Annotated in this window: 20 protein-coding genes; 16 read left to right on the forward strand and 4 right to left on the reverse strand. The window is 66.5% G+C overall.

Going from position 1 to position 25,447, the window contains the following annotated elements; genetic code table 11:
- Positions 1–3 precede the first annotated feature (3 nt).
- The 10 genes from nrdR (at position 4) to RBA41_RS24430 (ending at position 11,551) form a co-directional block, all read left to right on the forward strand.
- On the forward strand, positions 4–471 hold the full coding sequence (gene nrdR, locus RBA41_RS24385) for a transcriptional regulator NrdR (RefSeq protein WP_099881314.1): 468 nt from the start codon (positions 4–6) through the stop codon (positions 469–471).
- Positions 472–630: 159 nt separating this feature from the next.
- The gene (gene pilV / locus RBA41_RS24390; RefSeq protein WP_306626830.1) at positions 631–1,212 is read left to right on the forward strand and encodes a type IV pilus modification protein PilV; all 582 of its coding nucleotides are present in this window, start codon (positions 631–633) and stop codon (positions 1,210–1,212) included.
- Positions 1,209–2,156: a PilW family protein gene (locus RBA41_RS24395; protein ID WP_306626831.1), complete on the forward strand. Its 948-nt coding sequence runs from the start codon at positions 1,209–1,211 to the stop codon at positions 2,154–2,156. The genes pilV and RBA41_RS24395 overlap by 4 nt, the downstream gene beginning before the upstream one ends.
- A gap of 6 nt (positions 2,157–2,162) precedes the next feature.
- On the forward strand, positions 2,163–2,795 hold the full coding sequence (locus tag RBA41_RS24400) for a pilus assembly protein (protein WP_306626832.1): 633 nt from the start codon (positions 2,163–2,165) through the stop codon (positions 2,793–2,795).
- Complete coding sequence (locus tag RBA41_RS24405) at positions 2,792–6,676, forward strand: pilus assembly protein (protein WP_306626833.1); 3,885 nt, start codon at positions 2,792–2,794, stop codon at positions 6,674–6,676. Before RBA41_RS24400 ends, RBA41_RS24405 begins: the two co-directional genes overlap by 4 nt.
- Positions 6,677–6,700: 24 nt before the next feature.
- Positions 6,701–7,150, forward strand: a complete 450-nt coding sequence (locus RBA41_RS24410; RefSeq protein WP_306626834.1) for a type IV pilin protein — start codon at positions 6,701–6,703, stop codon at positions 7,148–7,150.
- A complete protein-coding gene (locus RBA41_RS24415) occupies positions 7,147–7,716 on the forward strand; it encodes a GspH/FimT family pseudopilin (RefSeq protein ID WP_306626835.1) in 570 nt (189 codons plus the stop codon). The genes RBA41_RS24410 and RBA41_RS24415 overlap by 4 nt, the downstream gene beginning before the upstream one ends.
- Before the next feature lie 434 nt (positions 7,717–8,150).
- On the forward strand, positions 8,151–9,632 hold the full coding sequence (locus tag RBA41_RS24420; protein WP_306626836.1) for a SulP family inorganic anion transporter: 1,482 nt from the start codon (positions 8,151–8,153) through the stop codon (positions 9,630–9,632).
- A gap of 206 nt (positions 9,633–9,838) precedes the next feature.
- Positions 9,839–10,915 carry a bifunctional diaminohydroxyphosphoribosylaminopyrimidine deaminase/5-amino-6-(5-phosphoribosylamino)uracil reductase RibD gene (gene ribD, locus RBA41_RS24425; RefSeq protein ID WP_306626867.1) on the forward strand — a complete coding sequence of 359 codons (1,077 nt, stop codon included), beginning with the start codon at positions 9,839–9,841 and terminating at the stop codon, positions 10,913–10,915.
- Positions 10,916–10,921: 6 nt separating this feature from the next.
- Complete coding sequence (locus RBA41_RS24430) at positions 10,922–11,551, forward strand: riboflavin synthase (RefSeq protein ID WP_306626837.1); 630 nt, start codon at positions 10,922–10,924, stop codon at positions 11,549–11,551.
- Between the two features lie 293 nt (positions 11,552–11,844).
- On the opposite strand, the gene RBA41_RS24435 is transcribed toward RBA41_RS24430, so the two are convergent.
- On the reverse strand, positions 11,845–12,783 hold the full coding sequence (locus RBA41_RS24435) for a GlxA family transcriptional regulator (protein WP_306626838.1): 939 nt from the start codon (positions 12,781–12,783) through the stop codon (positions 11,845–11,847).
- 144 nt (positions 12,784–12,927) lie between these two features.
- On the opposite strand from RBA41_RS24435, the gene RBA41_RS24440 reads away from it, so the two are divergent.
- The 3 genes from RBA41_RS24440 to RBA41_RS24450 all read left to right on the forward strand — a co-directional run bounded on the left by RBA41_RS24440 (position 12,928) and on the right by RBA41_RS24450 (position 15,840).
- Positions 12,928–13,248 (forward strand): DUF3817 domain-containing protein, encoded by a 321-nt coding sequence (locus RBA41_RS24440; protein ID WP_306626839.1) that lies wholly within the window; start codon positions 12,928–12,930, stop codon positions 13,246–13,248.
- Positions 13,245–13,673, forward strand: coding sequence for a CopD family protein (locus tag RBA41_RS24445; protein WP_306626840.1), 429 nt, complete (start codon positions 13,245–13,247; stop codon positions 13,671–13,673). Before RBA41_RS24440 ends, RBA41_RS24445 begins: the two co-directional genes overlap by 4 nt.
- Positions 13,674–13,887: 214 nt before the next feature.
- Positions 13,888–15,840, forward strand: coding sequence for a S9 family peptidase (locus tag RBA41_RS24450; protein ID WP_306626841.1), 1,953 nt, complete (start codon positions 13,888–13,890; stop codon positions 15,838–15,840).
- Between the two features lie 55 nt (positions 15,841–15,895).
- Here the strand turns inward: RBA41_RS24450 and RBA41_RS24455 are convergent, their stop codons facing one another.
- Positions 15,896–18,712, reverse strand: coding sequence for a M16 family metallopeptidase (locus RBA41_RS24455; RefSeq protein ID WP_306626842.1), 2,817 nt, complete (start codon positions 18,710–18,712; stop codon positions 15,896–15,898).
- Between the two features lie 36 nt (positions 18,713–18,748).
- Complete coding sequence (locus RBA41_RS24460) at positions 18,749–21,586, reverse strand: two-component system response regulator (protein ID WP_306626843.1); 2,838 nt, start codon at positions 21,584–21,586, stop codon at positions 18,749–18,751.
- Between the two features lie 349 nt (positions 21,587–21,935).
- Between RBA41_RS24460 and ribBA the strand changes: the two genes are divergently transcribed.
- The 3 genes from ribBA (at position 21,936) to nusB (ending at position 24,162) form a co-directional block, all read left to right on the forward strand.
- Positions 21,936–23,093: a bifunctional 3,4-dihydroxy-2-butanone-4-phosphate synthase/GTP cyclohydrolase II gene (ribBA, locus tag RBA41_RS24465; RefSeq protein ID WP_306626844.1), complete on the forward strand. Its 1,158-nt coding sequence runs from the start codon at positions 21,936–21,938 to the stop codon at positions 23,091–23,093.
- 45 nt (positions 23,094–23,138) lie between these two features.
- Complete coding sequence (gene ribH, locus RBA41_RS24470) at positions 23,139–23,618, forward strand: 6,7-dimethyl-8-ribityllumazine synthase (RefSeq protein WP_099881285.1); 480 nt, start codon at positions 23,139–23,141, stop codon at positions 23,616–23,618.
- 73 nt (positions 23,619–23,691) lie between these two features.
- Positions 23,692–24,162, forward strand: a complete 471-nt coding sequence (nusB, locus tag RBA41_RS24475) for a transcription antitermination factor NusB (protein ID WP_306626845.1) — start codon at positions 23,692–23,694, stop codon at positions 24,160–24,162.
- Positions 24,163–24,315: 153 nt separating this feature from the next.
- Here nusB and RBA41_RS24480 read toward each other — a convergent pair whose 3' ends face one another.
- On the reverse strand, positions 24,316–25,167 hold the full coding sequence (locus tag RBA41_RS24480; RefSeq protein WP_306626868.1) for a lytic transglycosylase domain-containing protein: 852 nt from the start codon (positions 25,165–25,167) through the stop codon (positions 24,316–24,318).
- Between the last annotated feature and the right edge of the window lie 280 nt (positions 25,168–25,447).

Genomic DNA, 25,447 nt, shown 5'->3' on the forward strand with positions numbered 1-25,447 from the left:
CCCATGAAATGTCCTTTCTGTCAGCATGAAGACACGCAAGTGCTCGATACGCGCGTCTCCGAGGAGGGCGATTCGATCCGGCGCCGGCGCCGCTGCGTCAAGTGCGACAAGCGCTTCACCACCTATGAGCGGATCGAATTGTCGATGCCGATCATTGTCAAGAAAAACGGCAGCCGCACCGAGTTCGCCTCGGTCAAGCTGCGCGGCAGCCTGATGCTGGCGCTGCGCAAGCGGCCCGTGTCGGCCGAAGCGATCGACAGCGCGGTCGCCTCGATCGAGGAAAAGCTGCTTACCAGCGGACAGCGCGAGGTCGATACCGGCCACGTGGGCGAACTGGTCATGCAGGAACTGAAACGCCTCGACAAGATTGCCTACATCCGCTTCGCGTCCGTCTATAAAAACTTCGAAGACCTGGCCGAGTTCCAGGAAGCCATTGCCGAAGTAGGCCACGAGCGCAAACCGCGCAAATAGTTCAGCTCACACGCTTGAGGCAGGCCATCCGTGCCTGCACGCCCTGCTGTTAACGTAGCTCACAAGCGATCCAGATCACCCGTCCACGCACCTTGCAGCCACGCCTGCCGGGCCGCGGCGTCATGACCGGACGTGTCTGTTCAACGTTGCGGGGGAGTCATGCGCTTATTGCGAAAACGTGTCGCCGGCGGATTTACGCTGACCGAAGTGCTGGTGGCGCTGCTGCTGCTGACCGTCGGCATCCTGGGCGCCCTTGGCACGCAGGTCGCCGCGCTGCGCACGCACCAGGGAGCGAGCCTCATGTCGCGCGCGGTGCAGCTGGCCAGCGGCCTGGCCGGGCGCATGCAGGCGAACGCCGGGCAAATGCAGCGCGACGATCTCAGCAATCCCTACCTGCAACTCCACTACGATGCGGCCGATGGCGCGCCGCCGCCCGCGCCCGCGCAATGCTACGGCGTGAACCGCTGCGACAGCGCCCAGCTGGCCCAGTTCGACATCGCCGACACCATGGCGGCGCTGCACGCGGGCTTTCCCGGCGGGCGCATCGCAGTCTGCCGCGACGCCACCGTGTGGGACGAGGCGCGCCAGGCGCTGGCCTGGGAGTGCGCCGGCGCGGCCGGCGCCCCTGTCGTGATCAAGCTCGGCTGGCGCGCCAAGCGGGCCGACGGCGCTGCCGATGCCGGCGCCGGCGCACCATCCCCGCCGGCGGTGGCGGTGATGCTCGGCACGGGTGCCCCATGAGCGCGCACGCGGCGGTCCGGCGCCGATGCCATCAGGCCGGCCTGACCCTGGTGGAATTGCTGGTCGCACTGCTGCTCGGGCTGCTGGTTTCACTCGCCGCGGCATCGGTGCTGGTGTCGGCCCAGACCGGCTACGCGGCCCAGGGCGAACTGGCGCAGGTGGATGACGCCGGCCGCTTTGCGCTGGACGCCATCGAACGCGCGGCGCGCCAGGGCGCCTTTGTCGATCTCGACCGTGAAGACGCGCCGCCGTCGCCGGCCAGCGCCGCCGCCCGCATCGGCGGGCTGGACGACCAGGTGCTCGGCGGCGGGCCCGGCATCGCCAGCGCGCGCCCGGGCGGCGTCAACGGCAGCGACGTGCTGGCGCTGCGCTTCGACGGCGTGGGCGAGGGCGCCGAGGGCGATGGCAGCATGCTCAGTTGCGCCGGGTTCGGCGTGGGGGCCGGCAGCGAGGGCTGGAGCATTTTCTATGTCGCGCCGGCAGCGGGCGGCGAGGCCGAACTGCGCTGCAAATACCGGGGCCAGAAAAACTGGCGCAGCGATGCGCTCGTGGCCGGGGTCGACACCTTCCAGGTGCTGTACGGACTCGACACCGATGTGCCGGCCGACGGCTTGCCCAACCAGTACCTCAGCGCCGGCGCCGTCAGCGCGCTCGATGCCGCCCTGGCGCTTGACGGGGCAAGTCCGGCCGAGCGCGAGCAGGACCTGCGCCGCAAAACCCACTGGAAACGGGTGGCCAGCATCAAGGTGGCGCTGCTGCTGCACGGCGCCCGGCGCGGCGCGGCCGACCGCGAGCCGCAAGCGTTCGACCTGTTCGGCGCCGGCTACAGCGGTGCGGCCGACCCCGGTACCCGGCTTGACGAAGCGCGCATGCCGCCGGCGCTGCGCTGGCGCGAACGGCGCAGTTTCGCCGCCACCATCGTACTGCGCAACGCGGCCCTGTGAGACGCCATGCCCTGCGCTCCCTCTCCCCTCGACCGTCAAGGTGGCGCCGTCATGCTGGCGGCCCTGTTCGTGCTGCTGGCGCTGATGATCGTCGGCGTGTCGGCGGCCCGCAGCGCGCTCGACGGTGAAAAATCGGCGCGCCACGAGCGCGACCGGCACATCGCCTTCCAGGCGGCCGAGGCCGCGCTGGCCGACGCCGAGCACGATATCGAAGGCGGCGCCGATCCCGCATCGGCGCGCGCGGCCTTGTTTGCCCGTGGTTACGCGCTCGGCTTCGTCGACGGCTGCGGCGCAGAACGCGAGGTCAATGCCGGGCTGTGCCAGCATGTGCCCGGGACGCCGGCGTGGCAAAGCGCCGCTTTGTCGGACCATGACGGGCCGGGGCCGGACGGGGTCGCATACGGCCGCTTTACCGGCGCGCAGCTGCCGTCGGGCAAAGGCACGCTGCCGCTGCGGCCGCCGCGCTACCTGATCGAACTGTTGCCGCACACTCAGGCCGGCGCCGACGCTGCCCGCCCGCCAGGCAACTTTTACCGGATTACCGCCGTCGGCTTCGGCGCGCTCGACGCCACCCGCGTGGTGCTGCAATCGTTCTACCTCAAGGCCGTGCCGGAGGCCGCGCCCGAGGAGGCGCCATGAAACCGCTGCGCGCCTGTCTTCGCTGCCTGCTGGCGCTCGTGCTTGTCTGCCACGCTTGCCTGGCGTCGGCCGCGCCGCCGCTGGTGCTGCCCGACGGCGTTCTTGGTGCGCCCGGCCAGTTGCCACCCAATCTGCTGCTCAACCTGTCGCTCACCTTCGAGGATGCGGGCGCGGCTTACCGTGGCGAGTATGCACAAGGGGCCGATTACCCCGGCTACTTCAATCCGCGCCTGTGCTACCGGTACCCGGCCAGGGCGCGCTCGCGCTCGGTGCGCGAGCCCGACCTGGACGAGCGCCAGGGGTATTTTTCGCCCGTCGGGCCGGCCGATGCGCAGCATGGCTGCGGCGGTGACGCGTTCAGCGGCCATCTGCTCAACTGGGCCACGGCGTCCACGCTCGACCTGGTCCGGCTCGGCCTGACTGGCGGCGACCGCGTCATCGACGAACCCGGCATCACCGTGCTGCAGCGCGCATGGCTGCCCGATGGCGCGGCGCATCCTGATTTCTATGCCCATCCGCGGCATTTTCCGCGCAAGAAGCTGGCGGCGGCACACAGCGCGGCGCTCACGCCCTTCGGCAGCGCCGACCTGTTCATCGTGTCGTGCCGCAACCGCGTGCTGTTCAGCGGCACCGGCAAAGGCAGCAACTGCGACGCACCCCGTTACGGCGCCAGCGGCACGCGGCTGGTGTCCGACAAGTTCCACGGCGAATTTCTCGCGCGCGTGCGCGTCTGCGGCGCCGACGACAGCGCCAGCCGGCCCGGCTTGTGCCGTCCCTACGGTGCCGCCTTCAAGCCCGAGGGGGCGCTGCAGCGGCATGCCGGGACGGCGCGCATCGGGCTCATGGCGTACCCGGCCGCCACGCGCGAGAAGGGCGCGGCGCACGATGGCGCGGCGCACGATGGCGCGGCGCACGATGGCGCGGCGCACGGTAGCGCGGCGCACGGTAGCGCGGCGGTCGATGGTGGCGTCCTGCGCGCGCCGCTCAAGTTCATCGGCGAGAAGGCCATCGAGGCGCCACGCTACGAATCGCAGGTCAACCAGCGCGCCGAATGGAGCGCAGTGAGCGGCGTGCTCGTACCCAATCCCGACCGCAGCAGCGGCGCGGCCAGCGGCACGATCGCGGCCATCAACCTGGCGGGCAGGAGCCATCCCGCCACCGCCGGCAGCTATGCGGCCAGCGATCCCGGGGCCGAACTGTATTACGAAGCCCTGCGCTACCTGCAGGGGCGCGAACCGGGCACTGGCGCCGTGCCCGGCGATGGCTTGCCGGCCTGGTCGAGCCGCGCCGACCCGGTCGGCGCGGCCTGCCAGCGCAACGTCATCGCCACCATCGGCCATTCCTCCTTCATCGATGACCGCCACGTGCCGGGCAACACCCGGACCGGCCGCAACGATCCCGCGCGCGCCGTCGACACCTTCGCGCCGGTCCGCTTCGACGTCATGCAGGCGACTCGCCGCGTCGGCGACATGGAAGCCGACCGCAACGGCGCCTTCGGCAACGGCGCGCCCCGGCCGGACCTGGACAGGCTCGACCTGCGCAGCGACGGCCCCGACGGCGCGGGCAGCCTGTACCTGGCCGGCGCGGCCTACTGGGCGCACACCAACCCGATCCGGCGCGACAAGCCGGTCACGGTCAGCAGCATCGCGCTCGAACTCGGCCCGGCATCCGGCATGGGCGCCAGCGCGCTCTACCTGGCCGCCAAATACGGCGCCTTCAAGGACCGCAACGACGACGGCAATCCCTTCATCACCACCGGCAACCGGCACGACAATACCGAATGGAGCGCCGACGGCAGCACGCCGGCGGGCTTTTTTGCCGCCAGGGACGCCCAGGCGATCGGGCCAGCCATCGACGCCCTGTTCGCCGCTGCCCGCAACGCTAGCGGCATGATGCCGGGCGCCGTGGCGGCCAGCCCTGTCAGCAAGGGACGCGGCTTCATCGTCCAGGCCGGCCACGATCTGGCGACCGGCAGCGGCAGCCTGCAGCGCCGCGCGCTGGCCATCGGCAATGGCGGCGAGCCGGCCATCGCACCGGTGCCGGACTGGGACGCGTCCGAGCTGCTGAGCGGGAACGCCGGCGCAGTGCCGCCGCTGCCGGCGCCGGTAGCGGCGGCGCGTAAGATTTACACGCTGGACTACCGCCCGGACAAGACGGTCACGATTGCTTTCGACTGGGCCAGCTTGCCGCAAGAATCGCGGGCGCTGCTCGACGTTCCTGTTGCCGGTGGCGTGACTGACGGGCTGGGCGAGGCCCGCACCGCCTTCCTGCGCGGCGAACGCGGCATGGAAGCGGGGCGCCCGGGCGGCGTGTTCCGTCGCCGCACCGGTGTCCTCGGCGACATCGTCCACAGCGTACCCTTGCTGGTCGGACCGCCGCCGCCATCCCGGTCCGACCCGGCCTATGCCGACTTTCACCGGCGCCACCATGCACGGCGCAGCGTCGTCTACGTCGGCGCCAACGATGGCATGCTGCACGCCTTCGACACCGCCAGCGGCGCCGAACTGTTCGCCTACGTGCCCAATGCGCTGTTGCCGGCGCTGCCGCTCCTCGCCAGTCCCGGCTACGGGCACCGGCCCTATGTCGATGCCAGCGCCGGCAGCGGCGAAGCGCTGGTGGACGGACGCTGGCGCACCATTCTCGCTTCCGGCATGGGCATGGGCGCGCGCGGTGTGTTTGCGCTCGATATCTCCGACCCTGCCGCCTTCCATGCGGGGCTGGGCGCGCTGTGGGAATTTACCGAGCGCGACGATCCGGCCATGGGCCATGTGGCCGCGCCGCCGCTGGTCGCCCGCTTTCGCACCGCCGTCAGGGATGGCGTGCCCCAGTACCGCGACTTTGTCGTCGTGGCCAGCGGCATCAACAACGGCAGCGGCGATGGCGACGGTGCGCTGTTCCTGCTCGCGCCCGACAAGCCCGCCTCGCAGCGATGGCGGCGCGGCGTCAACTATTACCGCTTCGATGCCCCGGCATCGGTCCCGTCCTTGGCCAACGCGCTGGCACCCCCGGCACTGGCCATGGCGGGCGACGCCAGCGTGCGCCACGCCTACGCGGGCGACTTGCAGGGCCGGCTGTGGCGTTTCGATTTCAGCGGCCCGGCGCCATGGGGTTCGGCCGTCTCGCCCTTGTTCGACGCGCGCGACGCCGGCGGGCGGCGCCAGCCGGTCGCGCACGCGCCCCGCATCGTGTTCGCGCCCGGCGGCGGCTACCTCGTCCTGTTCGGCACCGGCAAGTTCCTCGAACTGGCCGATACCCAGCGCGGCAGCTACCTGCCGCAATCGTTTTATGCCGTCCACGACGCCGCCGGCAGGCCGCAGCCGCCGCTGTCGCGTGCCCGGCTCGTGCCGCGCACCTTGACCGGCACGGCGCGCTATGCGGTCACGGGTGCGCATGCCGAGCTGGGCGGGCCGGAAGCGCCAGACGCGCCCAAGGGCTGGTTTTTCGATTTCCCCCAGACCGCGCTGGACGGCGAACGGGCCGCCGGCAGCCCGGTGTCGAGGGCGGGAACCTTGATCGTCGACACCTTGCTGCCCGGTGCCGACCTGTGCACCGCGCCGGCGTCGCGCAGCTACGTGATCGACGCGCTGAGCGGCTTTGCCATCGGTGCCGACGGCCTGGCCCGTTCCGGGGAAAGCACGGGCGAGCGCCATGCAGCCCTTGCCGGCGTGGCGCCGATGATGATCGCAATGAGCGCCAGCACGGGCGTGCGCACGGCTACCGGACGCGCCGAGGCGGCCCACACCTACGCCATCGTGCGTCCGCAGGAAGACGGCAAGGCTGCGCCGGCGCAGCAGGTCATCGTCAGGTTCCCGTCGCGGCGCCTCGGCTGGCGCGAAATACCCAACTGGCAGGATCTGCACGACGCAAGCAGGAAAAAATGACCACTTGAGCGAAGGGAGTCGGCAATGAAACGCAGTCAAGGCTTTACCCTGATCGAAACGATGATCGTGATGACGATCGTCGTCGTGCTAGCCGCGCTTGCCTATCCCGGCTACCAGGACTTCATCATCAAGGCGCGCCGCGCCGAAGCCCAGGCGGTCCTGCTTGAACTGATGCAAAAGCAGGAGCGCTATTACACCCAGCACAACCGCTACCTGGCTTTCTCGGCCGAGGCCGGCAGCCCGGAGCAGGGACACTTCAAGTGGTGGTCCGGCAGCAGCGCCGCGTCGAGCGCATACGAGTTGCGCGGGCATGCCTGCGCCGGCCAGACGATTGCGCGCTGCATCATCATCGAAGCCATTCCCGGCACCGGCCGGGTCGACTCCACCTTCCGCGATGGCCACTGCGAGACCCTGACGCTCAACAGCGCAGGCGAACACACGGCCAGCGGCGGTGGCGCCGGTTGCTGGCCATGAACCACGCGCGGGCGCGGCGCCTGCATGCCTTCTCGCTGGTCGAACTGATGACGCTGCTGTTCATCGCCACCATCGTGCTCGCTCTCGTCATGCCCGACATGCGCGCGCTGATCCGCCACTACCAGCTCAACGCGGCCGTGAACGACCTCGCCGGCGCCATCGCCATGACGCGTACGCAAGCCATGGCGCGCGGCCAGCGCGTCATGCTTGCGCCGGCCGACGCTGGCGGTGCCGACTGGAGTCTCGGCTGGGTGGCGTTTGTCGACCGCGACGGCGACCGCCGGCCCGGCGCCGCCGACGAACTGATTTCCATGCACGGCCCGGTCGGGAAGGGCATTGTCGTCAGCGCCGTGTTCACCAGCCAGAATTTGCCTGATTACCTGGCCTACAACAGTGCCGGACGCAGCTGCAGCGCAAGCAGCAGCGCCGCGGCGCGCTGGGGCACGCTGTCGCTGTTCCAGGGCGGGCAGACGCGCCGCATCAAGATCAACATGCTCGGCCGGGCCCGCGTGTGCGACCCCGCGCGCGACGGCGCCAACTGCGCCGGGGAAGAGGAGGAGCCTTAAAACGCCTGACAACACCGCTTGCTTTTTCTGAGGGTAACGCTCTCGTACATTGCCCCATTCCGGCCGTCCGCTTCGGCCATTGGCAGACAGTCTCAGGCGAATGCCTTGACTACGCCTATGCTGCAGTGCAAAATGGCGGGCTATGACCGCCTCTTTCCCTACATCTGACACGACCGCACGCGCGCTACATGCCGCTGAGTGCGCTCGTCTATGTCTCGGTCAGGGCGCACCCTCCTACCCAGGAGTCGGCTTGCCACGCGGTTATTTTTGCTCAGTTACTCCCCCGTAAGACACCTTCTCACCGGCAGATAAACTGGTGTCGCATCCTGCGACGCCGTGCCTTTCAATGCTCGTTCCCAATCCGCTGCGCGTAACGATTCGCGCAGGCACTTATTCATCCGTACTCGGCGACACTCGCCTGAGAAGGTATCTCTATGTCTCTACAAACTATTCGCCAGGACTGGTTTTTCAACGTCCGTAATGACCTGCTTGCAGGCCTCGTCGTCGCACTCGCGCTCATTCCGGAGGCAATCGCTTTTTCCATCATTGCCGGTGTGGACCCAAAGGTCGGCTTGTACGCGTCGTTCTGCATCGCGACGCTGATCGCCTTCTTTGGCGGACGTCCAGGGATGATCTCGGCTGCAACCGGCGCCATGGCCCTCGTCATGGTGACGCTGGTAAAATCCCATGGTTTGGACTACTTGCTTGCCGCTACGATCCTCGCAGGGGTTCTTCAAATTGCTGCGGGATGGATCAAGCTCGGCCGGCTCATGCGCTTCGTCTCGCGTTCGGTCGTGACCGGCTTCGTGAATGCGCTGGCTATCCTGATTTTTTTGGCGCAGCTGCCTGAGCTGACAAACGTTACCTGGCACGTGTATGCCGTCACGGCTGCCGGTCTGGCCATCATCTACGGCCTGCCTTATGTGACGCGCGCCATCCCGTCCCCGTTGGTCGCGATTGTTGTCCTGACGGGCGTGTCTATCGCAATGGGGCTGGATATTCGCACTGTGGGCGACATGGGCCAGCTCCCGGACAGCCTGCCGTCCTTCCTGATTCCGAACGTTCCGTTCAATTATGAGACCCTCCAGATCATCCTTCCTTACTCTGCAACGCTGATGGTCGTGGGTCTGCTCGAGTCGCTGATGACGGCCACGATTGTCGATGACCTCACTGACACCAAGAGCGACAAGAACCGCGAGTGCGTAGGGCAGGGCGTTGCCAACATTGCGACCGGCTTCATCGGCGGCATGGCTGGCTGCGCGATGATCGGCCAGTCGGTCATCAACGTCAAGTCGGGTGGACGCGGGCGCCTCTCGACGTTGACCGCCGGCGTGGTACTCCTCATTCTGGTTGTCTTCCTGGGCGAATGGGTCAGGCAGATCCCGATGGCGGCGCTTGTCGCGGTGATGATCATGGTGTCGATCGGTACCTTCGACTGGAGGTCGATCAAGCATTTGCGCCAACACCCGGCCAGTTCGAGCATCGTGATGGTTGCCACCGTCGTCGTCACCGTGGCAACCCATGACCTGGCGAAAGGCGTGCTCACCGGAGTTTTGTTGTCCGGCATATTCTTTGCCCAGAAGGTCAGCCGACTTCTGGATGTCAGCTCGCAGATTGAAGACGCCGGTCGCGCTCGCCGATACCGGGTGACAGGACAGGTGTTCTTCGCTTCCTCGGATCAGCTTGTTCATTCGTTCGACTACACAGAAACCCTGGACAGCGTGCACATTGATCTCACTGAGGCGCACTTCTGGGACATTACTGCGATCAGCGCTTTGGATAAGATCGTGTTCAAGTTTCGCAGGCTCGGTGCGCAAGTAGAGGTGCAGGGCCTCAACGAAGCCAGCGCCACCTTGGTAGACAAGTTTGGTATCCACGACAAACATGAGGGCCATGACGTGCTGATAGGTCATTAGTTTCGGCAACGCGTCAGGGAAGGGCCGCTGTGGGGGCGGTAGCGGTCGTGCATCATGTGTCCGGGTCAGGATGGCGAGTCCGATCCTGGCCGGACTAACGGAACAGGCTCTTGGCAAGACCGGGCGGGAACGGCCGTCTTGGCGTAAAATCGCGGTCAGCCATTTACGCTGGGATATCCGTGCAATTACTTACCGATTCTGCCGCCATGACCCTCGCCCTCGACTGGGCTGCACGAGGGCTGTACACGACCTCGCCAAATCCGCGCGTCGGCTGCGTGATCGTGCGCGATGGCGTCGTCATCGGCGCCGGGCACACGCAGCCGGCCGGCCAGGCCCATGCCGAAATCCAGGCCCTGCGCGACGCCGAGGCTCGCGGCAACGACGTGCGCGGCGCCACCGCCTATGTGACGCTGGAACCGTGCAACCACCATGGCCGCACCCCGCCGTGCTCGGACGCCCTGGTGCGGGCCGGCCTGGGCCGTGTGGTCGCCGCCATGGTCGACCCCAATCCCCTGGTCGCGGGGCAGGGCCTGGCCAAGCTGGCCGCGGCCGGCATCGCCGTCAGTTCCGGCCTGCATGAAGCCGAGGCGCGTGAACTCAATATCGGCTTCCTGTCGCGCATGCAGCGCGGCGTGCCATGGGTCCGCCTCAAGACCGCCGCCAGCCTCGACGGCATGACGGCCCTGCACAATGGCGCCAGCCAATGGATTACCGGACCCGAGGCGCGTGCCGACGGCCACGCCTGGCGCGCGCGCGCCTGCGCCATCCTCACCGGTATCGGCACCGTCAAGGCCGACGATCCGCAACTGACCGTGCGCGGCGTCGACACCACGCGCCAGCCGCGCCGCATCATTGTCGACAGCCGGCTCGAGATCGATCCCGCCGCCCGCGTGCTGGCCGGCGCCCCATGCTGGATCGTGTGCGCCGCGCCCGATCCCGCCAGGGAAGCCGTGCTGCGCGCCGCCGGCCACGATGTCATCCTGCTGCCCAACGAGGCCGGCAAGGTCGACCTGCCTGCCCTGATGCGCGAACTGGCCCGGCGCGAAATCAATGAACTGCACGTCGAAGCCGGCGCCAAGCTGGGCGGATCGATGATTCGCGAAGGGTGTGTCGACGAACTTCTCGTCTACCTGGCGCCGAGCCTGCTGGGCGAAGCGCAGGGGATGTTCGCTCTGCCCGCGCTGACCAGCCTCGACCAGCAGAAGCGCCTGCGCTTTCACGCCATTCACCCGCTGGGCGACGATCTGCGCATCCTCGCCCGCTTTACTCACACCAAGGAATAGACCAGCATGTTTACAGGAATCGTCGCCGCCGTCGGCAAGATCAGCTCCGTCCAAGCACTCGAAGGCGGCCTCGACGCGGGCGTGCGGCTCGACATCGATGCCGGCGGCCTGCCGCTGGCCGATGTCGCCCTGGGCGACTCGATCGCCATCAACGGCGCCTGCATGACCGTGGTCGCCAAGACCGACGCCACCTTCAGCGTCGACGTCTCGCGCGAAAGCCTCAACTGCACGGCCGGCCTGGACGCGCCCGGCGAAGTCAACCTCGAAAAAGCACTGACCCTGGCCGAGCGCCTGGGCGGCCATCTGGTGTCGGGCCACGTCGACGGACTGGGCCTGGTGCACCGCTTTGACGCCGTGGGCGAATCGTGGGAACTGGTCATCGACGCCCCGCACGAACTGGCCAAATTCCTCGCCTTCAAGGGCTCGGTCGTCATCAACGGCGTCTCGCTCACGGTCAACCGCGTGGAAGACCTGGACGCCGCTTCGGGCAAGCTGTGCCGCTTCTCGATCAACCTGATTCCGCACACCATTTCCGTCACCACGCTCAAGCATTTGCGCGCCGGCAGCAAGGTCAACCTGGAAATCGACCTGATCGCCCGCTACGTCGAGCGCATGCTCTCGGTCGGCAAGGCCTGACCGGCGTCGTTCCGGCGGCCGGCCTGGTACCGCGCCGCCTTCCCGGTGCAACAGAAAGGCGCCGCGTGACGATCACCCTGCAAGCTGTCACCGAACACAATTTCGACGCCATCATCAAGCTGCCCTTGCTGCCCTTGCTGCCCTTGCTGCCGGAGCAGCCGGCCTGGACGAGGATGGCGAAATGATCGCCGAAATCCGCCTGGACGGCGCCTGCGCGGCGCCATCGCCGTAACGTCGGCCATGTAATGCGTCCCCCCGCTGCGTCGCAAGGTTGCCTGGATGCCTGCTTATCCTCAACGCGACCGGAAACTTTGCCGATAATCATGGGGACTGGTGCCGACCTGCTTGCCGAAACAAGCCCGCAGGGCGGCGCTTGAACCGAATCCGGTCGCGTTGGCAACTTGCTCGACTGATAGTGCGCTCGTTTCCAGCAGATATTGGGCGCGCCGCACGCGCGCGCCAAGCAGCCACTGCAAGGGCGAGGTGCCCGTCTGCTCGAGAAAGCGCCGGCTCAGGGTGCGTTTGCTGAGCGCGGCATGCGCGGCGATGGCCTCCAGCGTCAACGCAGAATGCAATTGCGACTCCATCCATTTGAGCACCGGCTGCAGAGCCAGCGACGATGACGGTTCCGGATGCACGATAAACTGGGCCTGGCCACCGCCACGTTCCAGCGGCATCACCGCGGCGCGGGCCGCATCGGCGGCGACCGCGGCGCCGTAGTCGCGCCGCACCAGATGCAGGCAAAGGTCGAGTCCGGCCGCAGCACCCGCCGAGGTCAGCAATTTGCCGTTGTCGACGAACAGCACGTTCGGGTCCACGGTAACTGCCGGAAAGCGGCGCGCCAGTTCGCCCGCCGCCATCCAGTGGGTGGTGGCACGCTGGCCGTCCAGCAAGCCGCTCGCCGCAAGCAGGAAGGCGCCGGTGCAGATCGAGGCGATGCGTGCCCCTCCCGCAGCCGTGGCCCTGATCGTCGCAAGCACCGCTTCCGACACTGGCGCGTCGATGTCGTCGATGCCTGGAATGATCAAGGTATGGGCGCCGGCCGCGTGGCCCAGATTCCATCGCGTGTGCAAATCGAACAGGCTGGCTGCGACCGACGGCGCTTCGCCGCATACGATGACCTCGTATGCGGCAGGCAAGCCCGGAACGCGAACGCGGCTGAACACTTCACAGGCAGTGGACAGGTCGAATGGGATGACGCCGTGGGGCGCCAGGATGGCGATTTTGTGCATGGCGCGATTCTAGCGGCGATAGGCTGTCGTGTCAGTCTCTGGATAGTGTTTGGCCGGATTATTGCGCAATATGGCAATGCGGCCAATGTTCAGCCAGGAGTTGCGCCGTCATAATCGTGCTTCATTTAACGGCAAGGGTGGGCAATGGAATCACGATTGAAGCAATGTCGGCGCTTGCGCCACGCCGCGCTGTGGGAAGGGGCGACCCTGCTGCTTCTGCTCGGTATTGCGGTACCGCTAAAACATATTGCTGGCCAATCCGCCCTGGTCACGCTCATGGGGCCGGTGCACGGCATGGCATTTCTGTATTATCTCTGGACCATGACGAGCAACGTCACAGCCGAAGACTGGACGCGTACCGAGGTCGCGCAACTGATTGGCTGTGCGATGCTGCCATTCGGCGCATGGTTCAGCATCGGCCTGATCGAGCGCAAGGCCGCGGCGATCGTCGCGCCGGCCGCATGATGTACCTGCTCCTGAAAACGCTGCATATCGTCGCTGTGACGACCTGGATCGGTGGCCTGCTGATGCAGGCCTTTTTGTTGCGGACGGTGGCGCGTCAGCCCTTGCCGCTGTTGCCGGATGAGCGCAGCGTGATTGGCGCCGCGGTGCGTTGGGACCGGCTCCTGACCGCACCGGCGATGCTGCTGGCCTGGGCGTGCGGACTCGCGCTGGCCACCCTCGGACACTGGTGGATGACGCCCTGGCTGAGTCTGAAGATGGTACTGGTGCTCGCCCTGTCGGCCGTGCATGGGATCCAGGGCGGCAGCCTGCGGCGCATGGTTGACAGCCCGTCTCGCCGAGCACCCGCGTGCTTGCGGTACGCCGCCGCAGCGGTTTTGTGCGGCGTGACGGCGATCGTCTTTCTGGTCGTACTAAAGCCGGGCTGAGCGCCGCCAGTGGCGCTTGAACAGAACAGGAAACGCAGCGCCTGATCCGGCCGGTCCTATTCCTGCCCGATGCAAGGAAATGCGCAGCCGCCTGTGTAGCGCACTGCGCAATCGTATATATTGAGTCCCCTGAACGTGCCGACCCTATCGCATGGCCGATCACGGTTTTCCTTTTGCTGGATTTGACAGAAAATCTCACCCACATAAACTCACTATGGCACAACTCCACACAGTCCTGTTCTCGGCCATGATGGCTGGCGCCGCCGCCAGCGCTCCCGCACTGGCCGCTGAACCCGTGGCCCTGCGCGATTACCGCGCCCTGGCCATCACCCCGGACGGCAAGCGTATCGCCGCTCTCGAATCGCTCGACCCGGGCGGGCTGCCGCTGCGCCCGCACGCCGTCGTGGTCGTGCGCGATGCCGTCAGCGGCGCCATCCTGGCCCAGCACGACCCGTGCGCCACCTGCACCTACGACCATCCCGCCTGGTCGCCCGACCAGCGATCGCTGGCCTTCATCAGTGCCGACGCCAGGGCCGGCACCGCCACCGTCTACGTCGCCGGCCCCGCGGGCGCCACGCCGGTTGCCTCGATCAAGGGCGTAGCCAGCACCGCGCGCTGGTCGCCGGACGGCAAACTGCTCTCGCTGCTGGCCACCCCCGGCGCGAAAAAGCTCGCCGGCGCCGTCGAAGCGGGTGCGCGCCAGGTCGGCGAAATCGGCACCCAGGACGACGCCCAGCGCCTCGCCCTGGTGGCCCCGCACGGCGGCGAACTGACCATGGTCTCTCCGCCCGACAGCTACATCTACGAATACGACTGGACCCCGGACGGCAAGGGCTTCGTCGTCACCAGCGCCAAGGGCAACGGCGACAACAACTGGTGGGTCGCCACCCTCGGCCATGTGGACGCCGCCAGCGGCACATTGCGCGTGCTGGCTTCGCCGAAGATGCAGATGAATATCCCGCGCGTCGCGCCCGACGGGCGCAGCGTCGCCTTCATCGGAGGCCTCATGAGCGACTTCGGCGCGGTCGGCGGCGACGTCTTTACGGTACCCCTGTCGGGCGGCGAGCCGCACAACGTCACCCCGCGCTTCGCCGGCTCCTTCAACGCTCTGGCCTGGCAGGGCAGGCAGCTGATCGCCTCGGCGCTGGTCGGCAGCGACCATGCGGTCCTGAGCATCAATCCGGCCAAACGCAGCACGCGCACCCTGTGGTCGGGCGCCGTCGGTGCCACCGGCTCGCGCCAGGGCCGCTTCGTCTTCAGCGCCGATGGCGCGGTCGCCGCCTCGGTGCATGAAGACTTCGCGCGCGCGCCGCGCATCGTCGCCGGACGCCTGCCGCAGCTGGCCGCCATCACGCGCGACAACGACGGTTTCGCGCCGCAGGTGCGCGCCACCAGCGTCGAATGGACCAACGAGGGCTTCAAGATGCAGGGCTGGCTGGTCGCGCCGCTGGCGACCGAGCCGGGGAAAAAATATCCGATGGTGGTCCAGGTGCACGGCGGGCCGGCGTCGGCCGCCTCGCCGCGTTTCGTCTCCGGCGGCGAACAGGCCAACCCGCTGCTGCGCGACCTTGCGCGCAAGGGGTACTACGTGTTCCTGCCCAATCCGCGCGGCAGCTTCGGCCAGGGCATTGCCTTCAGCAGCGCCAACAGGCGCGATTTCGGCGGCGGCGACTGGCGCGACATCCTGGCCGGCGTCGACGCCGTGGTGAAGGTGGCGCCGGTGGACGCCGGCCGCCTTGGCCTGATGGGACACTCCTACGGCGGCTTCATGACCATGTGGGGCGTCACGCACAGCCAGCGCTTCAAGGCCGCGGTGGCCGGCGCCGGCATCGCCAACTGGATCAGCTACTACGGCCAGAACGGCATCGACCAGTGGATGATCCCCTTCTTCGGCGCTTCGGCCTACGACGACCCGGCGGTGTACCGGGCCGCCTCGCCGATCGAATCGATCAAGGCCGCGAAGACGCCGACCCTGCTCTACGTGGGCGAGCGCGACGTCGAAACGCCGGCGGTGCAATCGATGGAGTTCTGGCACGGCCTGCGCGCCATGGGCACGCCCACCGCGCTGGTGATCTACGATGGCGAAGGCCACGCGATCCGCAAGCCCGAACACCAGCGCGACCAGCGCGCCCGCACGGTGGCGTGGTTCGAGCGTTATTTAAAATAAGCGCGAATACGCCTTGGGTGCCCGAGCGGGAGGTGCCCGACCGGGCACCCGCGACCTATTTTTCCGGATACAGCACCAGCTGCACGTAGTTGTTCATGTCGAAGTAGCGCCGCGCGGCTTGCTTGAGCTGTTCCGGCGTGATGGCGTCCACCTTTTTCGGATACGCCAGGATCTCGTGCGGATCGTTCCCCTGCAGCTCGGCCGCTTGCAGGCGGTTGACCCAGTATCCGTTCTCGCGCAGCGATTTCTGGTGATTCTGCAGCCAGTTCTGCTTGACCTTGTTCAGGTCCGCCAGATCCGGTCCTTGCTCCTTCATGCGCGCAATCTCGGCCATCGTGGCGGCGATCACCTTGTCCACATTGGCCGGACCGGTCGGCAGCGAGGCCGTGATCAGATAATTCTCGTACGGGTATTTGCTCAAGCTGCCGCTCATGCCGCCGCCGTAGATCAGGGCCAGCTTCTCGCGCAGGATGTCGGTGATCCGGATGTTGATCACTTCCAGCATCGCCTGGAAGCGCATCGCTTCGTCGTCCGAATAGGGCGCCTCGCCGCTGAAGTTGAACGACACGCTGCTCTTGGCCTCGGACCCGACGCGCACGTCCTTTTTCACCACTCCGCGCACCGGACGCACGCCGGCATCCTTGTAGCCGACCTCGATCTCGCCCACCGGCAGCGCGCCCAGGTAAGCCGCCAGCAGCGGCTTGACCTTGGCCATGTCAAAACTGCCCACGAAAATGAAGGTCATGTCTTTCGCGCTGAAAAAGCGCGCGCGGTAGACCGCCAGTGCGCGCTCCAGATCGAGCTTGTCGAAGTCGCCCGGGCGCGCCGTGCGGGCCACACGCGGATGGTTTTGATACAGGGTGCTCACCAGCGTGTCGCGAAACACCGATTCCGGCTGCGCCATCGCGTTGCGCGCCGCTTCGACCTGCTTGCCGACGAAGGACTTGTACAGGCCTTCGTCGCGCCGCACGCCCGTCATGCGCAGGTACAGCAGCTGCAGCATGGTTTCCATGTCGTCGTTGGCGGTGCTGCCGGTGATGCCGTCCACATGGGTCCCCAGCGTGACGCTGACCGTGGCGGCCTTGCCGGCCAAAATCTTTTGCAGGTCGAGCGGCGAGTGATCCTTCAGCCCCATCGTCCCCACCACCGCATTCGCATAGCGCGCGTTGATGATGTCGGCCTCGCCGAACAGGGTCTGGCCGCCGAAGCGCGCCGCGCTCATGAGCACCTGGTCGTTGCGGAAGTCGGTCGGCTTGAGGATCACTTTCACGCCGTTCGACAGGGTCAGCCTGGTCAGCCCCAGCGCCTTGTCTTCGCTCTGCGCGACGATGCTGCCGCCCGCCGGCGGCTTGTCCATCAGCTCCGTGGCCAGCGTCTTTTGCTCGAGCGCGCGCACCGTCACTTTTTCGGCCGCGGCCACCGCCGCCAGCAGCTGGGCGCTGGTCGGCACCGGAATATCGTTCCTGGTGCTGCCCGTGTACACCACCAGCTTGGCCGAGGCGGCCGGAATGGTGGCGCGCGCGTAGCCGTTCATCTCGTCGAGGGTGATCGCCGGCAGCAGCTCGCGCACGTAGGCGTATTCGTTTTCGATGCCGGGGATGCTTTCCTGTTCGAGGAAGTTGCGCACGTATTCGCCGACATAGCTGCCCGAGTCGGTCTTGTCACGTTCGTTGTAGGCCAGTTCGTATTGGCGCATCATGTTCTTGCGGGCGCGCTCGAATTCCTGGGCGCTGAAGCCGAACTGGCGCGTGCGCGCGTTTTCCTGCACCAGCGCCTCGATGGCCGGCGTGGCGCCGCCCTTGCCGAGCGCGGCGAAGGCATTGAACGATGTGTAGCGCGGCGTGAGTTTGCCCACCGAGCTGCTGCCGGCGATGAACGGCGGGTCGGCCTGCTGCGCCAGTTCCTGCATGCGCTGGCCCAGCATGCCGGTAAACAGCGCCTCGACCAGCTTTTCGCGGTAGGCGCCGAAGGTGCCCTTGTCGATCGCTTCCTTCACCGGGTAGCGGATCAGCAGCGCATTGGAGGTCGCTTCCTTGTCGGTCACGACCAGCGCCTCGGTGTGGGCGCGCGTGGGAATGGCGGCGTAGGTGCGCGCGCGCGGGTTGGCCGGGTTCTTCAGCTGTCCGAAATGCTGTTTGACGCGCCGCTCGGCATCAAGCGGGTCGATGTCGCCCACCACCACCACCGCCATCAGGTCGGGCCGGTACCAGTCCTTGTAGAAGCGCCGGATGGCCTCGTGCTTGAAGCCCTTGATGATGTGTTCCTGCCCGATCGGCAGGCGCCTGGCGTACTGCGAGCCGTTGTACAGCTTCGGAATGAGCACCTTCTGCATGCGGTCGTTGGCGCCTTTGCCCAGCCGCAGTTCTTCCAGGATGATGCCGCGTTCCTTGTCGATGTCGGCCGCGTTCATGGTCAGCCCGCCCGCCCAGTCCTGCAGCACCAGGAAGCCCTTGTCGATGTTGTCGCGGTTGTCGGTCGGGATGGGCAGGATGTACACCGTCTCGTCGAAGCTGGTGTAGGCATTGAGGTCGGCGCCGAACTTGACCCCGATCGATTGCAGGTACGAGATCAGTTCGTGTTTCTTGAAGTTGGTCGAGCCGTTGAAGGCCATGTGCTCGGTGAAGTGGGCCAGCCCTTGCTGGTCCTCGTCTTCCAGGATCGAGCCGGCCTTGACCACCAGGCGCAGTTCGAGTTTTTTCTCGGGCCTGGCGTTTTTCTGGATGTAGTAAGTCAGCCCGTTGGCCAGCTTGCCCACCTTGACCTGCGGCCCTGCCGGTATTGCGTCGTCCAGCCTGATGGCGGCCTGGGCACCGATCACGCATGCCATCAGGAGGGCGGCCGCACAGGCGGATCGAACGAAATACTTGGTCATCGGCGTCTCTGCAATATGTTTGGTGGAGCGCGGATTCTACTCCTTTGCCGAGACGGGTAGCGGCGGCGGCAGCGCCAGGCGCGCATCGGACGCCATCAGCAGCGCCATCGCGTCGGCCGCCAGCGGACGGCTGAACAGGTAGCCCTGTACCTCGTCGCAGCCGATGCGCTGCAAGAACGCCAGCTGCTCGGGTGTTTCCACCCCTTCGGCCACCACGGTCAGCGACAGGCCGTGCGCCAGCGCGATGGTGGCCTGGGCGATGGCGGCGCTGCGCGGATCGCTGATGATGTTGTGCACAAAACTCTGGTCGATCTTCAGCTTGTCGAGCATGAAGCGCGACAGGTAGCCGAGCGAGGAGTAGCCGGTGCCGAAGTCGTCGAGCGAAATCGATACGCCCATGTCGGTCAGTTCGGCCAGCTGCTTTTCGGCCGCTTCGCTGTCGCGCATCATGACGCTTTCGGTCAGTTCGATTTCCAGGTAGCGCGCCGCCAGGCCGCTGTCGCGCAGCGCCTCGCGCACCACGGCCGGCACCGTGCCGGCCGTGAACTGGTGCGCCGAGACGTTGACCGCCACCCGCAGCGGGGGCAGGCCGGCGTCCTGCCATGCCTTGTTTTGCATGCAGGCCTGGCGGATCACCCAGTTCCCGATCGGCAGGATCAGGCCCGTGTCTTCGGCCAGCGCGATGAAGTCGCCCGGCCCGACCTGGCCCAGTTCCGGGCTGCTCCAGCGCAGCAGCGCTTCCATGCTGCACATGCGGCCACTGCCCAGCGCCACCTGCGGCTGGTAGTGCAGCGACAGTTCGTTGCGTTCGATGGCGCGGCGCAGGTGCGTTTCCAGCGCCATCCAGCGCAGCGCGTGCGCGTTCATCTCGCCCTTGAAGAAGCGAAAGCCGTTGCGGCCAGCATCCTTCATGTGCGACAGCGCCACGTCGGCCGCTTTCAGCAGCTCGCTCGGGTTGGCGCCGTCGCGCGGGTAGATGCTGATGCCCACGCTGGTGGTGACGATCAGTTCATGGCCGTCGGCCTGGAACGGCTGCGCGATCTCGTCGATCAGGCGCCGCACCGCGACGATGATGGCGTCCGAGTCCAGGCATTCGGTCAGCAGCAGCACGAATTCGTCGCTGCCCAGATGCGCCAGCGAGTCGGCGGGACCGGCCAGCATGCCGGCGCGGCGCGCCACTTCCTGCAGCAGGGCGTCGCCGGCTTCGTGTCCCAGGCTGTCGTTGATGCGCTGCAGGCGGTCGATATTAAACAGCAGCAGGGCGATCTGGCGGTCGCCGTGGCGCGCCGAGGCGATTGCCTGCTGCATGCGGTCGACCAGCACCGAGCGGTTCGGCAGCAGGGTCAATGGATCGTGGTTGCTCAGGAAGTCGACCTGGTGATGGGCGGCCTTGAGCGCGCTGATGTCGCTCGATACCGACACATACGCGTCGACCGCGCCGCCGGCCCCGCACACGGCGTTGATGCTGATCCGCTCCGGATATACCTGGCCGTTCTTGCGCCGGTTGGTGATTTCGCCGCGCCATTGGCCGCTGGAGCCCAGGCTGGCCCAGATGGCGCGGTAGAACGCGCTGTCGTGGCGGCCCGACTGCAGCAGGCGCGGATTGCGGCCCACCACCTCCGCTTCGCTGTAGCCGGTAATGTGCTCGAAGGCCGGGTTGACGGCGATGATGGCGCCCTGCGCATCGGTCATCATGATGCTTTCCTGCGTGCTCTCGAGGATGCGGGCCGACAGGCGCAGGCGCTGTTCGCTGTCGCGCAGGGCGCGGTCGGCCTGCAGGCGCGCGGCCGCTTCCAGCTGCAACTGGGCGGCGTGGCGCTGCACCACTTCATACAGGCCGAGGTTTTCGTAGGCTACCGCCAGCTGGGCGCCGAGGGTTACCCCAATGCGTTCATCTTCGTGGCTGAACGGCGTCGCGCCGGGCGCGCGGGCGCAGTACATCCAGCCGTACAGGTGGTTGCGGTCGCGGATCGCCAGGCCCAGGAAACCGTCCACCGCCGGATGGCCCTCGGGCAGCGCCGCGCCGTCCTGCAGGCGCAGCGCCAGGGGCTGCTGGAGCAGGGCGCCGGGCAGCTGGCGCGTATCGAGCGCGCGTCCGGCCAGCAGCGCGCTGTCGACCCCGCGCGCGGCCAGGTGGCGCACGCGCTGTTCGCCGCTGTCGAGCAGGCACACGGCCACGCAGTCGGCGTCCAGGATGGCGCCGGCGGCCTGCAGGAACACGCCGATCATCGCGTCGGCATTGCGCTCGCCGGTCAGGCGCAGGCTCATTTCCTCCATGGCGCCCAGGCGCGCTGCCAGGCTGCGCAAGCCGCTCATGCGCTCCCCCAGCAGGGTGTTCAGGTCCGCGCCGAGGGCGGCATCGGTGGCGCCATGGCGCAGCAAGAGGGCACCGAGCGCCTGGCGCGCCGACACCAGCGCGTCGTCGATACTGCTGCCCAGGTCCGCGCCCAGGACTGGCGCGCCGTCGTCCGGCGGCGGACCCTGATCGTGCATGCTGGCGCTGCCGGACAGTCCCAGTTCGCCGTGCACCGCGGCCAGGATGTCTTCCGGGTCGGCCGGCTTGGCCAGCACCCGCGTCACGCCGCAGCTGCGCGCCAGCGCGGTGGTTTCGCTCACGGCGTAGATGGCCGAGTAAAAGATCACGCGGGTGGCGGCCAGTTCCGGGTCGGCGCGCAGCTGCTGCACGAATTCGTAGCCGTCCATGGCCGGCATCAGGATATCGGTGATGATCAGGTCGGGCCGCTCGGTGCGCACCTGGGCCAGCGCGTGCGCGCCGTCATAGGCTTCGAGCAGGCGATGGCCGGTGTGGCCGAGCAGGGCGCTCAGATAGCGCCGGTTCGAGGGCCGGTCGTCGACGATCAGGATCGTGGACATACGCCAGGCTCCGGGGGGCGGGATGGTGTGCGGTGAGAGTGGGGACGTGCTGGCATCGGTGGCTCCGGGCATCGCTCCGGCATGCAAAAGCACGGAAGGCGAGGCCTGCAGTGATAATAATGCAGGTCGGCGCGCGCTTTCCGGATTTGTTTCGGAACGATTTGAAAAAAGTAACATTCCCTTATCATTTACCTCATATTGTTGTCGCAGTGCAACGAATCTGGGTAAGCATGGGTGAAGTCGCCGCACCTCCTCGGAATCTTCCCAAGCTTAGGGCGGTTGAAGTCGGGTAAATCCTTTAAAATAGCGGATTACGCTCCAGCAGCTTTGTCGCATCAGAGGATCTTTTATGTCTATTTCCAGTACCCCCGAAATCGTTGAAGAGTTGCGCGCAGGACGCATGGTCATCCTGGTCGATGAAGAAGACCGTGAAAATGAGGGGGACCTGGTGCTGGCGGCCGATTTCGTGACGCCCGAGGCCATCAATTTCATGGTCAAGCACGCGCGCGGCCTGGTCTGCCTGACCCTGACCGAAGAGCGCTGCAAGCAGCTCAACCTGTCGATGATGACGTCGAGCAACGGAACCTTTTACGGCACCAACTTCACGGTGTCGATCGAAGCGGCCGAGGGCGTGACCACCGGCATTTCGGCGGCCGACCGCGCCAAGACCATCCAGGTGGCGGTGGCCAAGAACGCCAGCCCGGCCGATATCGTCCAGCCCGGCCACATTTTCCCGCTCAAGGCCCAGCGCGGCGGCGTACTGATGCGCGCCGGCCACACCGAAGCCGGCTGCGACCTGACCGAGATGGCCGGCCTGACGCCGGCCTCGGTGATTTGCGAAATCCTCAAGGACGACGGCACCATGGCGCGCCTTCCGGACTTGCTGGAGTTTGCCAAGGAACACAATCTGAAGATCGGCACCATTGCCGACCTGATCCACTACCGCGGCCAGAACGAGTGTCTGGTGGAACGCATTGCCGAACGCACCATGCAGACCGCCTACGGCGAGTTCCGCCTGATCGCGTTCCGCGACAAGCCGAGCGGCTCGGCCCACCTGGCCATGGTGCATGGCGACCTGGCCCCGAACCTCGATGCCCTGGTGCGCGTGCACCAGCCGGTGTCCATCCTCGACCTGCTCGACAGCGAAGCGACCACCCACTCGTGGACCATGGCGTCGTCGATGCAGGCGATCAAGGAATCCGACCGCGGCGTCATGGTGCTGCTCAACTGCGGCGAGACGGCCGACCAGCTGTTTGCCCAGTTCGCGGCGCTGGACGCCGACACCAGGCCGACCGGGCGCGCCGCCAGCATGGACTTGCGCACCTACGGCATCGGCGCCCAGATCCTCAAGGACTTGGGAGTCGGCAAGATGGAATTGCTGGCCAGCCCGCGCAAAATGCCGTCCATGACCGGTTTCGACCTGGAAGTGACCGGCTATCGGGCCAGGCCGAACGGCGAGCCGAACGGCAAGCCGAACGGCGAGCCATCCGCCAAGCCGGCTGCCTGACGCGGTACACTTCTCATTCAATCACACATATAAAAGGGGTCTGCCATGACCGTAGGAACTTATGAAAGCAATCTGACCGGTGCAGGCCTGCGCGTTGGCATCGTCCAGGCGCGTTTTAACGCCGATGTGGGCCATGGACTGCTGTCGGCTTGCCTGGCTGAACTGAAGCACCTGGGCGTGAGCGACGAAGACGTGCTGCACGTCACCGTGCCCGGCGCGCTGGAAATTCCGCTGGCGCTGCAAAAGATGGCCGAGACCCAGCAGTTCGATGCCCTGGTCGCGCTCGGCGCGGTCATCCGCGGCGAAACCTATCACTTCGAGCTGGTCTCGAACGAATCGGGCGCCGGCATCACCCGCATCGGTCTCGACTACGGCATCGCGATCGCCAATGCCGTCCTGACCACCGAGAACGACGAGCAGGCCGAAGCGCGCATGGCGGAAAAGGGTGCCGAAGCGGCGCGCTGCGCCGTCGAGATGGCCAATCTGCTGATCGCGCTCGAAGAGCTGCAAGCCGAAGAAGACTGAGTTCGCGGCGTCAGCAGTACATTGTCCAGAACACGTAGTTAAGAACAAACGGTAATAAGAAGGTAAGAACACCATGACAGAGAAAACCTTGCACGCCAACCCCAGCAAGAACCGCACGCCGCGTCACCGGGCGCGCGAGTTCGCCTTGCAGGGGCTGTATCAGTGGCTGCTGAACAATGAAGACGCCACCACGGTCGTGACCAACATCCGGGCAGCGCACGGCTTCGAAAAGGCCGACGCCGACCACTTTGCGGTCTTGCTGTACGGCGCGATCAAGGATTCGGTTGCCCTGCGCGAAGCGTTTGCACCCCTGATCGACCGCGGCGTGGCCGAACTGTCACCGATCGAGCACGCCGTGCTGCTGATCGGCGCGTTCGAGCTGAAGAACAACCTGGATATTCCTTATCGCGTTGTCATCAACGAGGCGGTCGAGCTGACCAAGTCGTTCGGCGGTATCGACGGACACAAGTACGTCAACGGCGTACTCGACAAGCTGGCGCCGAGGCTGCGCGCCGACGAAGTCGCGGGCGACACGCGCCGCTAAGCTGGGCGGCACCTTGAACGCCATCGTCTTCTCGCTGGCGGGAATCGATGGCAGTTGCGCCGGGGTTCCGCCTCTGCTTCCCGAGCGGGAAGCGCGCATAAAAAAAGCCCGATGCAAGCATCGGGCTTTTTTACATCTATATATAGCGGCAAATTACAATCCGGCGATCTGCTCCTGCGAGGCTTTCTCCACCAGGACCGGCTTCGGCGCGGCCGGCGCCGTAAACGTCGGCACTTTCTTGCCGCTCGCAACCAGCTTGAGCTTCTGATACTCGTTCATCACGCGCGAACCATAACCCTGGTCGGTTGCAAAGGCTGCGGCGCCCACATAAGTCTTCAGGCCGGCTTCCACCGAACCGCCGCGTTTCACGTATTCCTTGAGGATCAGCGAGCCGACGCGAATATTCGCCACGGGATTGAGCGCGGCCTTGGTCCCGCCCATGTCCTGAAACTTCTCATGGTGAATCTTCGACATGACCTGCATCAGGCCTTGCGCGCCGACCGGGCTCTCGGCAAACGGGTTCAGACCCGATTCGATGGCCATCACCGCCAGGATCAGCAGCGGATCGAGCTTGATTTCGCGCGCCGTCGAATAGGCGGTCGAGACCAGCATGTTGGCGGCGTCGCCCGCCACGCGGTAGCGCTTGGACAGCCAGGTGGTCACGAACTCCTGCTGCTTGCGGTTGGCGTGGTTCGCCTTGTCGTCGAGCGCCAGAATCGGCGGCTCGTTCGGCGCCAGCACGGCTGGTGCGGGTGCCGGTGCCGTCATCAGGGCCGACAGGGCAGGCGCCTGCACGGGCGGGCGCGCGACGACGACGACGGGCGCCGGCTTGTGCGGCGCTGCCAGCAGTTGCGACGCTTCGTGCGCCAGTTCAGGACGCATGTAGAGCAAAGCCATCATGGCCAGTGCGGAAACACCGAAAAACGTCAGTGTGTGTTGCATTGTAGTCAGGAGACCACGCGCCGTTTTGCTCACGGAAGACCACGTGAATGGCTGGCTGGCCATGGTTTGGGCGAGCTTTGCTGTCGCCCCGTTGAAACGATGTATCATCGAATTCCCCTTTGTCGCGGAAAAAGCCATCCCGGCACCGCGCGTTAGCGCAGCGGGCAGACTTGTGCCGTGCATCAGAAATATCGTCCATCGCCGCCGCGTGGGCGCGCGATTAACGCCGTCATTGCTCGCTTCAGCTGGTCGTTCCCTGTGGTATTGGACCAGTAGCTAAACAACTTTTTCGGGGGAGAAGGCAGACGCCTATTGAAAACACTCCTTAAAATGTCATTGGGGC

Origin of the sequence: Massilia scottii (genome assembly GCF_030846495.1) — a bacterium.
Lineage (GTDB): Bacteria > Pseudomonadota > Gammaproteobacteria > Burkholderiales > Burkholderiaceae_D > Telluria_A > Telluria_A violaceinigra.